The sequence below is a fragment of the Clostridioides sp. ZZV14-6009 genome (genome assembly GCF_020658095.1).
Taxonomy (GTDB): domain Bacteria; phylum Bacillota; class Clostridia; order Peptostreptococcales; family Peptostreptococcaceae; genus Clostridioides.
Genome location: NZ_JAGWDG010000007.1, coordinates 108,119 through 120,657, shown reverse-complemented (window position 1 = coordinate 120,657; position 12,539 = coordinate 108,119). Strand labels below are relative to the sequence as shown.

The window sequence follows — 12,539 nt, the reverse complement described above, 5'->3', positions numbered from 1 at the left end:
TTAATTACCTTGTTAAACTCCATAAATAAATCATTAAGTAAACAAATTACTTTAATAAAAAATCACTTTTTCAAATTTGATAATGCTTTAATGGCTTCATCATAAGCTCTAAGCACGTACTCTTTTTCAAAATTCTTATTCTTATCTTTTAACTGCTGTAAAATCTTTAAACTGTTTTCATCTCCTAATTTTGAAAGAGCTTTTGCACAATATTGTCTAGTTTGTGCATTTTTATCGTAGAGACCTTTTTGCAAAACTTCTCTACTACTTGGTGACTCAATCTTTCTTATTGCTGAATAAGTTATTCTTCTAATATCTGAGTGTCTGTGGTTTGTGAGCTGATGGAGTAACTTCAAAAACCTATCATCTCTTAGCTCACCTGTTGCCCAAATTAAAACAATCAAATCTTCAGCATTTTTTTCTACAAGGATTCTTTTGAAAACCTTTCTCTTAAAGTATACCATTTTTTCGTCATCTAAGCTATCCATAAAATCAAGTCTCTTAATTTTATCTAATTCTAAAAATTTATCTAAAATATCCTTAGATGCCTCAAAATCATCTTTTTGCATTTCTTTTATCTTCAACTTTGCTTGTATAAGTTGCTCACTTGCTTCAACATTTGAAATATTTCTAATTTTACTAATTTGAGATACTGTTTTGGATTCTTTGTAAAGAAGATAGGTTATAAAATAATCTTCAAGATTATCTATATTTTCCCAATTTATATCCATATCAAACCTATTTTTCTAATATGTACTCTCTATAGATATTAAAATCTTCTTCATCTAAATTTACATCTAATGTTATACCATTTTCCCCATACTCAAAATTCTCCACATTGTATTTATCTTTTATTCTACTAAATATATCACCTCTTTCATAAGGTAACATCAAACTTACTGAATAAGTATTTTCCATTAAAGCAATTTCTATCATATTTAATAGCTTATCCATATTTATGCCTTGTTTTGCAGATATATACACAATATCTTCTTGACTCTTAGGATATATATCTAACTCTAACTTATCTACTTTATTATATACAAGTATATGTTTTTTATCATTTGCACCAAGTTCTTTTAATACACCCTCAGTTGTACTTTTTTGCAATTCATAACTAGTATTAGTTGTGTCAATTACATGTAAAATTAAATCTGCATACTGTACTTCTTCTAGTGTAGCCTTAAATGCCTCTACTAAATCATGGGGAAGTTTACTGACAAATCCAACAGTATCTACTACTAAAAATTCTTTTTTATTTGGCAAAAGAGCTTTTCTTAAAGTTACATCTAAAGTTGCAAAAAGCATATCTTTTACAAAAACTTCTTTTTCTTGTTCATAATCCTTGTGTGTCTTTATTAATTCGTTTAGTAAGGTCGATTTTCCTGCATTTGTATACCCAACAAGTGCGACAATTGGTATATTTGATTTTAAACGCTTAACTCTTTGTGTCTCTCTATTCTTTTTTACCTCTTTAAGTTCACGTCTTATATCTGCTGCTTTATTAAGTATATGTCTTTTATCTACTTCTAACTTTTGTTCTCCAGGCCCTCTAGTTCCAATTCCTGCACCTGTTCTACTCATCTCACCACCCATTCCATAAAGTCGTGGTAATCTGTATTTTAATTGTGCTAATTCAACCTGTAATTTACCTTCTTTACTAAGTGCTCTTTGAGCAAATATATCTAAAATTAAGGTAGTTCTATCTATTACTTTTTTTCCAACAACATTTTCAATATTCCTAATTTGAGCGCCAGATAATTCGTCATTAAAAATTACTAAAGTAGCATCTAATGATTCACTATATGCTCTTATTTCCTCTACCTTACCTTTTCCTATATAATAAGCTGCATCAACAGCTTGCTTATTTTGAATTAAGCTACCTACAACCTCTGCACCAGCAGCTTTAGCTAATTCTTTTAGCTCTTCCATGGATTCATTAATGTCTATATCATCACTTTTTTTAATTATTGTTGTCAAATTTAGACCTACAAGAAGTGCTCTTTCTTGAATTTCTTTCACTTAATCACCTCATTTTTTGTTATAAAGCATAATATAATTGTATTAAACACTTACATTATTTATCTGTTTACTAATTATACCATTAATAATATGATTAATAATACTATATTATCAACTATTAATAAGAATATTTAGTATAATTATATTATCACCAAAATCTTATATACTTATAAAAGATTTGATATTTTATTTAAATTAGGAGGAAAATATGGGCGAAAATTATAAATTTTTTAATCACAAAGATTGTGAGTTTTTCCCTTGTCATAAAACGAATAAACCAGAAGAATTTAACTGTTTATTTTGCTATTGTCCTTTATATGCTTTAGGAGAAAATTGTGGAGGAAACTTTAAGTACACAGAGAAAGGAATTAAAGATTGCAGTAGCTGTATGCTACCTCATAAAAAAGATAATTATAATTATATTATGGGAAAATTTCAAGACTTAGTTAAAATTACTTGCAAAAAATAATTTTTTATTAAAAATAGCTATGTATAAATATTTATTGACTACTTTTAGTCTAAATAGTATTACATAGCTATTTTTATTGTATAAGTTTTAATTTATATCTTTCTACTTTTAAATAATTTACATAATTTATACATTGCAAAAAGCAACATACTTACTGCAAAAATCAATATCAAAATCATCAGTCCAGCATGAAAGAAAAATTCTTCTGGAAGCATATTTATAACTGGGTCTAAATCAGGATTAAATATCCAATAATCATTTCTAAATAATAATTTATGAAAAATAATAAATGATTTTTCAAAATTCAACAAAATAGGAAATGCCAACACTACTGGCATGATTATCAATGTCATTGATGTAGTTTTTAGTAGTTTTATATTTTTATTTTTTACACTTAATATAATTCCTACCAAAGAAATTATCATTAATAACTTAGATAATTTATTGATATTTTGAAATATATTTCTCACTTCTTCAAAATGTATTTTCCCTTCTGGAGAAGATTCTAATGTTGGTAACTTAAACTCAGATACATCCTTACTTAGGTTGTAATCTATTAAGTAATCATAATTTAATTTTATATTATCTTTAGATAAACCAGATAACTCTGATATGTTTAAATAATCAATATCAAAATAATAAAGTTGTTTAAATCCAACAGTAAAATTAATAGCACTTACTATTATAACTATACTGATACACACTGAAAAAATTATATTTAGAAACTTTTTCATGAAATCCCCCCAGTAATAAATTAAATCACTACACGATTTTAGTTGTAAAATCTTCTATATTCCATACATCATCGACAATATCTGAATAGAATTCTGGTTCATGACATACCAAAAGAACTGTTCCCTTAAATTCTCTGATAGCTTTCTTCAATTCATCTTTTGCCTCAACATCTAAGTGATTTGTAGGCTCGTCTAGTACTAAGAAGTTTATATTTTTTAGCATTACTTTACAAAGTCTAACCTTTGCAGCTTCTCCACCACTTAGTACTCTCATTTGACTAGTTATATGCTCATTTGTAAGTCCACATTTTGCAAGAGACTGTCTAACCTCAAAGTTTGTAAGCCCTGGGAATTCACTCCAAATTTCATCCATAGGTGTATTACTATTTTCTCTTGAACTCTCTTGTTCAAAATATCCAAGCTCCAAATAATCACCTAGCTTAACACTTCCTTCAAATGGTTTTATTATTCCAAGTAAAGTCTTTAATAAAGTAGATTTTCCAATACCATTCATCCCTTTTAAAGCAATCTTCTTTCCTCTTTCTAAATGGAAGTTAAGTGGCTTTGTTAATGCTTCATCATAACCTAAAACTAAGTCTTCCGTTTCAAAAATTATTTTACTTGCTGCTCTGGCATCTTTAAAAGAGAAAGTAGGTTTTATCTTTTCCTTTGGTCTTTCCAGTATTTCCATCTTATCTAGTTGTTTTTGTCTACTATTAGCCATTCCTCTTGTTGCAACTCTAGCTTTATTTCTGGCTACAAAATCTTCTAATCTCTTTCTTTCTTCAACTTGTTTATCATAAGCTTGCTCTTCTTGACGTTTCTTTATATCATTCAGTCTTACAAATTCATCGTAATTACCTTTATATCTATTTAACTCACCATTTTCCATATGATATATTACATTACAAGTATTATTTATAAAGTCAATATCATGTGATACTAGAACAAAACTGTTTTCATATTCCTGAAGATACCTAGTAAGCCATGTTATATGTTCCTCATCTAAATAGTTTGTAGGCTCGTCCAGTATAAGAATAGTTGGATTTTCAAGTAAAAGTTTAGTCAGAAGTACTTTTGTTCTTTGACCTCCACTTAAATCAGTTACATCCTTATCAAGACCAATTTCTCCAAGACCAAGACCATTTGCAACTTCTTGTATCTTTGCATCTATCATATAAAAACCACTATTTTCAAGTATAGTTTGTATCTCTGCTGTTTCTTCAAGAAGCTTACTCATCTCATCATCACTAGCTTCTCCCATTTTGTCATACATAGCAATCATTTCTTGCTCTAAATCAAACATATGCTTAAAAGCTTCTCTAAGCACTTCTCTTATACTTTTACCTTTACTTAATACTGTATGTTGGTCTAAGTAACCTACTGTAGCTCTTGAAGACCATTTTATATTTCCAGCATCAGGCATAAGCTTTTTCGTTATTATATTTAAAAAACTCGATTTTCCTTCTCCATTAGCGCCAACTAGTGCAATATGTTCACCTTTTCTAAGTCTAAAGGATACATTTTCTAATATTGTTCTTGCTCCAAATCCGTGGCTTACGTTTTCTACTACTAGCATTTTAACACCTCTCAAAAAAATTTTACACATTCTATACTATAATATATTCTTTTGAAAGTTAAATCAAGTATTACCAATATTTTTAGTTATATTTACAACAATTTAACCAAAAATAAACTTCATCATTATATTATGTAAAATAAAAAATAGATACTTTCATCAATAATAGAACTTCTTTATCGACTAAAAAAGCACATGCATGCTATAATTTCTTTGTAGACTGTTTAATCTTGAAATTATAAAATGGTTTCTGATATTATTTCATTAATCAAAACTCGTAATAGTAAAAAGTTTTCTTTATTTAGTTTTCTTCCTATAATACACATAATTTTTTTGTTGTTTTCTTCTTTTTTTGGTCTTTTCTTAATAAAGTATATCAACTTTAAATTCTTCCTAAATCTTATCTAACTTTACAAAACCATATAGTTGGGATTTATTGTGAAAATATAGGTCATATGTGTAAATGTCTATCTGTCCATTTAATGTAGATTTGTAGGTTCTTATACAAACAGTTATGTAGCCTTGCAATTTGCTTTTTCACTATTTTTTGAATAAAAAATAGAGATAAAAATCAGGAAAATAATACCAACCTAATTTTTTCTCTATTTACGTTTTATTTAAAATACTCATCTAATCCATCTGCCACACATTGCATCATTTTTCTTTGATATTCTGGATTTGACATCATTTGGTCCTCATTGTAATTGCTCATAAATCCCATCTCTACTAATACAGCTGGCACTTTTGACCAGTTAAATCCAGTCAAATCTCCTCTTTGAACAATTCCATTTATTTGTATTCCAGCTTGTTCCATGTTTGTTTTGATAAATTCTGCACATCTATTACTATCTTCATATATAGGCGCTGTATATTTTCCATCCTTCTCAGGAACTAATATAGATGCACCAGTCTTTGAAGAATTATTTAAACTATCTGCATGTATTCTTACAACCATATCTGCTTTTTTCTCATTAGCAAGTATCGCTCTTTCTGAGTTACTTATATTTACATCATGTGTTTCTCTAGTCATTATTACATTGTAACCTTTAGATTCTAATATATTTTTTAAAACTACAGATGCTTCAAGATTTAAAACATACTCTGCTTTCTTTGTGGCTATACCTTCTGTTCCTGAAGATACTCTTGCTTTTTGAGATGAAGAACCTGGAGCTACTGGCTCTAAATTACTATCTCCTTTTCCTTGATGCCCTGGGTCTATACAAATTAAAAACTTTTTATTTTTTTGAGTTTCTGTTTTACTATCTGATTTATTATCCTCTGACTTATTATCATTTTTGCTTTTTGAATTTGATTTATTTTCATCTTTATCTTTTATATTTTTATTTTCATCTTTATCTTTATCTGTTTTTTCATTTTTAGTAGTACCTGAATTAATTAAATTTGTTGTCTTGTAAAAATTGGTAACTGGATTTGATGTTCCTATAATTATAATTCCCATGGCAATTATACAAGTAACTAACAATCTATATTTTTTCATCTTTTGCTCCTTTCAATGATAGACAGCTATTATCTATTTTAAATTTATATGAATATGTATCTATTTTATCATATACCTTGTTTAATTTATTTATTTTTATGAAAACTAAGGTGTTATTGAGTCAGTTTTCCAAGCATCAAAAACTGATTCTTGAGCAACATAATATTGAGGCAGCAAGAAAATTTCAATTTTATTATTAAAATATTTTAATAAGAAAGAGGTATTCTATGCAATTTAAAAATTTTTATTTTAAAGATAAAGCTTTAAGTAAAAGAAATAACTTAGCTAAGTCTAAATTTACAATTGTTTTAACATTTTTATTTTTATTATATTTTTTCTCAAATAATTTAATTTATGCACAAAATTTACAAAAAAGTGAACCTCAATATTTAATACCTATAGGAAATGTTCTTCAAATTGATGCAGAACTAAAAAATATCATTGTTAGAAGTCCTGGTGAAGCATCTCCATTTAGATTAGGTGATGCTATAATCAAAGTAAACAATATAGAAGTTGATGGATATAGTGATTTTGCTAATACACTAAATGCTTTACCAGAAGAAAAACCAGTTTCTATTTTATTAAATAGAGGTGGTCAACTTCTAACAATGAAAACAACTAAACACATATTAGAAAAAATTAGTTTTAATAACTTACTTTCTGGATTTGCTACTTTGACTTATATCAATCCAGAAACCTCAGAATTCGGTGCTGTAGGTCACCCAATAAGTGTTGGTAATTCAAGAAAAATACCTATAAAATCAGGTTCAATTTCTACAACTAAACATCTTGATATAGAAAAATCTTATCGAGGTAGTGTTGGATGTATAAATGCAAAAAGAGAAAATATTATTGGTAGTTTTACAGAAAACACTGATTTTGGAATAAGAGGTCAAATTAATAATTTTGATATTTCTAGCTTAAAAAAATATAAAGTAGCTTCATTAAATGAAGTTAAACTAGGAAAAGCTCAAATAATTTTACAAAACAACTCTAATGAATGTAAAAAATATAATATTGAAATTGTAGATATAGAAAACCAAAATCATCCTGAGAGTAAAAGTTTTAAAATTAAAATCACTGACAAAAACCTTTTAGCTCAAACTGGTGGTATTGTACAAGGTATGAGTGGTACTCCAATAGTACAAGATGATAAAATAATAGGAGCAGTTTCTCATGCCATTGAAAATGACCCAGCTGTCGGTTATGCTGTATTTATTAAATGGATGTTATAGATAATAAATATTATAAGTAATTTGTAAACTTTAAATCATCATTCAATAAATGTTACTAATATATTTGGTCTGAAGATATATTCCTTCACTCTACAGACCAAATATATTAAATATTTTACATATTTAAAAACATAAATTTTTATTACAATTATACTAATTTTTATTACAACTATTATATTAATTTTTATTACAACCATTTTAATTATTATTTATTACTTATTATTTACAAAATTTTTATTTATAAACTATTATTTCAAATTTATCAAAAAATAAACATCACTATATTACTTGTTAGCATTTTTTCCAGTGTTAGGTAAAACATTCCCAAGGTTCTTTTCAGGTATATTTACATAACTTTCTGGAACATCACCTACTATTATAGTCTCACAAATAGGTATCTGAGCTTTAATTTGTTTTGTTGAAGTTATAAGTGGGATTACAACTTTTACTTGGGTTTGAGCTTCTAAATATATCCTATGTCTTGTTTGATTTATGCCTGAAGACTCAAATTCCGTTTTAAAGTTTACTGATACTGTTCCTATAGGTTCAATAGATACTTCAAGTTTAGGACCGTATTTAGCTAATATAGGACTTCCTAATGCTGTTCCTATAGGTATGTAAGAGTCTGCTGTTTTACCTTTTTTTAATTCATCTTGTATTTCTAAAGCTATTGCAGATGCAATTTCATTCATCATAATAGTATTTGCTTGTATCATAGTTATTTTTCCATTATTATCAAGCTGTATATCCATTAAATCTTCATAATTTATTTTTCCTTCTACCATTTCAGCAACAGCTTTATTTATAGACCTGTTTGCTAATTCAAGAGCTTTTGTTTCTGCTAGAACTGTAATTGTTGGTCTTAAACTTTTATCTATATATATAAAACTGCCTATAAATACAGACAAGAAAAGAATTAACAAGAAAATAGCTACAATTTTTCTAAATTCATTTTTCTTTTTTCTATCTACTATTCTATTCAAATTTATCCCCTCCTATTTATTTATATGTAACTTTGGCATAATTTTTATAATATTTGTCAAAAATAAATAAATAAAAATATAGACTTATTAATACATTTTGTTTATACATATCTACAATGTAAAGAATATTATAGCAAATTCATTTTTTCTATTAATTACAAAATTACTCCTATTTGTGTTATAATATTGCATTAAGTAAGGAGGTTAAAATCTTATGAATAACGATAATGATAAAAATGGAAATAAAATCAGAAGAAAAAAGGTTAGCTCATCTAGTAACTCAAATAAACCAGTTAATAGAAATTCAGCTAACAAAACTCGTTCAACTAAAAACAAGAATAAACCTAAAAAAAGCGATAAATTTAAAAGACTAAGAGTATTTGGTATAGTATTTTTAGTTTTATTAGTTGTTGGTGCAGCAGGTACTGCTGGATTAGTATTTGCATCATTAAGAGATGTCTCTCCAGTTACAGAAGCTGTTTTAGACAAACAAACCAACCAAACAACTACAATTAAATACGCTAATGGAAAAACATTATCTACTGCTCCAAGTGTAAATAAAAAGACACCCGTTCCATTAGATAAAATTTCAACTCATCTTCAACATGCAGTAATTGCAATAGAAGATGAACGTTTTTATGAACACAAGGGTGTTGACATTAAAGGTTTATTTAGATCAGTATTAAAGACTCTTACAGGTACCAAGCAAGGTGGTAGTACTATTCCTATGCAGGTATCTAAGATGCTGTTGACTACTGAGCAACAAACTCTACCTCGTAAAATAAAAGATATTTATTATGCATATGAGATGAGTAAGACAGTAAGTAAAGACAAAATATTAGAAACTTATTTAAATAACTTCTTCGTTGGAAAAGGTCTTGCAGGAGCTGAAGCTGGTGCACGTGGTTATTTTGATAAGTCTGCAGCTGACCTTACTATAGCTGAGTCAGCACTTCTTGCTGGTTCAACTAAAAACCCATCTAGGTTCTCAGCTTACAAAACTTCTAAATTAGATGGAAGTGAAGCTAAGAGTGACTTAGAGAATAAATTATTATTTTTTGTTAATACAACTGATGATGATTTAGATGACCCAACTCAAGTAGACTTTGATATGATTGAGAAATTAAAGACTTGGGAACTTATATCTAGTGATACTTATAGACAACTAAAAGCAGGTACATTAGTTGTCAGAAAAGCTATAAACAATCCTGAAGCTAAGAAAAGACAAGAAATTGTTCTAAAGAAAATGTTAGACCTAGGATATATAAAACAAAAAGAATATGATGAAGCAATTAATGCTAAGATAGAAATAAAATTACCTAAATCAGCAGATAAAGTTTCTTCATCTGTAGAAGACCTTATTGAAAGTGAAGTTATAAATGCCCTAATGGAACAAGGTCATACAAATGATGAAGCTCAAAACTTATTCTACAATGGTGGTCTAATTGTAAATACAACTATAGACCCTAAAATGCAAGATGCTTTAGAAGAAGAATTTGATAAAAATAGCAATTTCCCAGGCCATATGGTTGGACCTGATGGAGTTAGCCAGCCACAGGCTGCAATGGTAATTTTAGATTACAAGAATGGTGAAATAAGAGCACTAGCTGGAGGTAGAAACATAAGTGGCAGAAAAACTTTAAATCGTGCTACTAGCCCTCATCAACCAGGTTCTTCTATAAAACCTCTAGCAATTTATACGCCAGCTATTGATACTTTAAAGATTACACAATCAACTGCTCTAAATGATGTTAGAGGAGGATATAAATTTGAAGAAAATAATAAGTGGAATCCAAGAACTACTACTAGTGGTCATGGTTCTATGAGTTTACGTAAAGCACTTGCTAAATCTTCAAATACAATAGCAGTTAAAACTGCTGAAATGCTTGGAGATTCTTACGATGAATGTATAGATATAATGATGGACTACTTAAAGAACTTTGGTATAACAACTGTTAAAAATAGCCAAACAGGAGCAACTGATAGACAGTTTCCAGCATTAACACTTGGTGGTATGGCAAGTGGTATTACCCCACTTCAGATGGCTGCTGCTTACGGTACATTAGCAAATCAAGGAGTTTATGTAGAACCATCTATTTACACTACTATAACTACTTTTGATGGCCAATTATTAGTTAAAAACGCTCCTGAGGAACATAAAGTTGTAGACCCAGAAGTAGCTTATGTTGTTACAGATATGTTAGAAAGTGTAATTACTGAAGGTACAGGTGGTATTGCATCACTTCCAAAAGAAATGCCTGTTGCAGGTAAAACAGGTACTACAAATAGCGCATATGATGCTTGGTTTGTTGGTTATACACCTTATTATGTAGGAGCAACATACATTGGAGATGATGCTGGTAGAAAAGATGATGCTGGTAACACCATAAAACGTAGAGATGTTCCACATGGAAGTACTAGTACAGCAAAACTTTGGCAAAAAATTATGTCAAAAATACATGCAAATTTAACAGTTACTGAATTTGAAGTTCCTAAAAATGTATATTTTACAAAAATTAATTTAGAAGATGGAGGAAAGCAATCTTCTGGCTCTAAAGCAGCATTTATTGAAGGTACTGCTCCTTCTAGAGTAAGTTCTCAACCATCTCCTGAAGATACAAAGAAACCAGATAATAATCAACAAGAAGAAGAGAATAATAATAACAACAATAATTCAGGTAACAATGGTGGTGGCTCTACTCCTCCTGATAATGGTGGAAATAGTGGTGGAACTACTACTCCTCCTGATAATGGTGGAAATAGTGGTGGTACTACTCCTCCTGATAATGGTGGAAACAGTGGTGGTACTACTCCTCCTGATGATGGTGGAAACAGTGGTGGTACTGTCACCCCTCCTGATGGTGGTGGAAATACAACACCTTAGTTTAATAAAAGATTATATTTAAATATTAATAAATACTTAAAATTCAAACAAAAATATAAGGAGTTGCCTCAGAGTGATTTTTAGAAATCCTCAATGAGACACTCCTTTTTTAGTAATTATAATTAATGTGGGAATTGTTATAATATTTATGTATTACAAATTATATAAATTTTATATTTTTTGCTTATTGTATACCAAAAGTCTGGAATGTATTTAATTTACCATATCTTTTGATAAGTATATCCCATTCTTCCTTATCATAAAAATCACACTTATTTACACCAAATAATTTGGCAACTTCAATTGCAAATCTACCAGCTGACTCTAAATCACTAAAATGAGTTGCACCTGTAGCACATCCAGCAACAGGCATTTCTGTAGTAATTGCTACTCCAACTACTGGAGAATTTGTAGCAACTGCTGGCTGTAAAATACTATTCAAATGATACAAGTCATTTCCATATGGTGTTATATCTTGAATAGATAAAGGAAATACAAATGGAGATTTTCCAGTTACAGTCTGTATAATATCTAAAAGATTATCACTAGTTTTCAATATATACCCTTCTTTTACAGTTGGCGATATTGCAAATCCTCTAGTATTGATTATTCTATTACCTTTAGTAGTATCGATTGAAAGTATTGCATCACAACTACTGTCAACTTCATTTTCATTCATAGTTATCATATCTATTGGTGAATCCATAAAAGGTGTAGGATAGTGCTCTTTAGTTGGAGCATCTGGACAAATATGAGTCGAAATCACAATATCTCCTTCTAATACATCTCCTTTTCGTTGCATATCTAAAAGTTTCGCTGCTACTGAAATTGCTACCAATGCTCCATCACCATCTGAAACAAAACCTATTACCTCTGGTCTTGCCCCAATACCTCCAAGTCTGCCTAAAATACCAAGAGTAGGAGCACTTCCTCCTTTTAATTTACCATTCTTGCCAGCAATTGTAAGCTTAACTAAATCTGTAGAACCTTTACTTGATGAAAGCTTTTTTACTATTATATTTTCTCCACCATAGCTTTGTAAGTATGTCTTTACTTCTTCTCCACTTGCAGTTGATTTGTCTAAAATATCATAAACCTCTAATACTTGTTTTAATACCATATTTAATCTCCTTTC

At 28.9% G+C, this 12,539-nt stretch carries 10 protein-coding genes; 3 read left to right on the top strand and 7 right to left on the bottom strand.

The features are described from left to right. Nucleotides 1–62 precede the first annotated feature (62 nt). Entirely contained in the window at nucleotides 63–731 is a 669-nt protein-coding gene (locus tag KGF36_RS11210; RefSeq protein ID WP_227829665.1) for a HEAT repeat domain-containing protein, read from the bottom strand. Nucleotides 732–738: 7 nt separating this feature from the next. Further along, the gene (hflX, locus tag KGF36_RS11205) at nucleotides 739–2,022 is read right to left on the bottom strand and encodes a GTPase HflX (protein ID WP_227842794.1); all 1,284 of its coding nucleotides are present in this window, start codon (nucleotides 2,020–2,022) and stop codon (nucleotides 739–741) included. A gap of 208 nt (nucleotides 2,023–2,230) precedes the next feature. On the opposite strand from hflX, the gene KGF36_RS11200 reads away from it, so the two are divergent. Further along, a complete protein-coding gene (locus tag KGF36_RS11200; RefSeq protein ID WP_227829667.1) occupies nucleotides 2,231–2,491 on the top strand; it encodes a cysteine-rich small domain-containing protein in 261 nt (86 codons plus the stop codon). 92 nt (nucleotides 2,492–2,583) lie between these two features. Here KGF36_RS11200 and KGF36_RS11195 read toward each other — a convergent pair whose 3' ends face one another. From KGF36_RS11195 to KGF36_RS11185, 3 genes are all read right to left on the bottom strand, one after another. Next, nucleotides 2,584–3,225 carry a TIGR01906 family membrane protein gene (locus tag KGF36_RS11195; protein ID WP_227842793.1) on the bottom strand — a complete coding sequence of 214 codons (642 nt, stop codon included), beginning with the start codon at nucleotides 3,223–3,225 and terminating at the stop codon, nucleotides 2,584–2,586. A gap of 28 nt (nucleotides 3,226–3,253) precedes the next feature. Further along, the gene (locus KGF36_RS11190) at nucleotides 3,254–4,804 is read right to left on the bottom strand and encodes an ABC-F family ATP-binding cassette domain-containing protein (protein WP_227842792.1); all 1,551 of its coding nucleotides are present in this window, start codon (nucleotides 4,802–4,804) and stop codon (nucleotides 3,254–3,256) included. A gap of 613 nt (nucleotides 4,805–5,417) precedes the next feature. Continuing rightward, entirely contained in the window at nucleotides 5,418–6,302 is an 885-nt protein-coding gene (locus tag KGF36_RS11185) for an N-acetylmuramoyl-L-alanine amidase family protein (protein WP_227839493.1), read from the bottom strand. A gap of 227 nt (nucleotides 6,303–6,529) precedes the next feature. Between KGF36_RS11185 and KGF36_RS11180 the strand changes: the two genes are divergently transcribed. Continuing rightward, nucleotides 6,530–7,537: a SpoIVB peptidase S55 domain-containing protein gene (locus KGF36_RS11180; RefSeq protein WP_227842791.1), complete on the top strand. Its 1,008-nt coding sequence runs from the start codon at nucleotides 6,530–6,532 to the stop codon at nucleotides 7,535–7,537. Between the two features lie 284 nt (nucleotides 7,538–7,821). On the opposite strand, the gene yunB is transcribed toward KGF36_RS11180, so the two are convergent. After that, nucleotides 7,822–8,520, bottom strand: coding sequence for a sporulation protein YunB (yunB, locus tag KGF36_RS11175; RefSeq protein ID WP_227433393.1), 699 nt, complete (start codon nucleotides 8,518–8,520; stop codon nucleotides 7,822–7,824). Nucleotides 8,521–8,734: 214 nt separating this feature from the next. Between yunB and KGF36_RS11170 the strand changes: the two genes are divergently transcribed. Continuing rightward, entirely contained in the window at nucleotides 8,735–11,404 is a 2,670-nt protein-coding gene (locus KGF36_RS11170; protein ID WP_227842790.1) for a transglycosylase domain-containing protein, read from the top strand. A gap of 184 nt (nucleotides 11,405–11,588) precedes the next feature. Here the strand turns inward: KGF36_RS11170 and KGF36_RS11165 are convergent, their stop codons facing one another. After that, nucleotides 11,589–12,524 (bottom strand): DUF1177 domain-containing protein, encoded by a 936-nt coding sequence (locus tag KGF36_RS11165; protein WP_227842789.1) that lies wholly within the window; start codon nucleotides 12,522–12,524, stop codon nucleotides 11,589–11,591. Between the last annotated feature and the right edge of the window lie 15 nt (nucleotides 12,525–12,539).

What these genes read in the sequence shown, in the direction of transcription:
- KGF36_RS11165 (WP_227842789.1), bottom strand. Translation starts at nt 12,524, where the DNA reads ATGGTATTAAAACAAGTATTAGAGGTTTATGATATTTTAGACAAATCA.
- KGF36_RS11180 (WP_227842791.1), top strand. Translation starts at nt 6,530, where the DNA reads ATGCAATTTAAAAATTTTTATTTTAAAGATAAAGCTTTAAGTAAAAGA.
- KGF36_RS11190 (WP_227842792.1), bottom strand. Translation starts at nt 4,804, where the DNA reads ATGCTAGTAGTAGAAAACGTAAGCCACGGATTTGGAGCAAGAACAATA.
- KGF36_RS11170 (WP_227842790.1), top strand. Translation starts at nt 8,735, where the DNA reads ATGAATAACGATAATGATAAAAATGGAAATAAAATCAGAAGAAAAAAG.
- KGF36_RS11200 (WP_227829667.1), top strand. Translation starts at nt 2,231, where the DNA reads ATGGGCGAAAATTATAAATTTTTTAATCACAAAGATTGTGAGTTTTTC.
- KGF36_RS11195 (WP_227842793.1), bottom strand. Translation starts at nt 3,225, where the DNA reads ATGAAAAAGTTTCTAAATATAATTTTTTCAGTGTGTATCAGTATAGTT.
- KGF36_RS11210 (WP_227829665.1), bottom strand. Translation starts at nt 731, where the DNA reads ATGGATATAAATTGGGAAAATATAGATAATCTTGAAGATTATTTTATA.
- KGF36_RS11185 (WP_227839493.1), bottom strand. Translation starts at nt 6,302, where the DNA reads ATGAAAAAATATAGATTGTTAGTTACTTGTATAATTGCCATGGGAATT.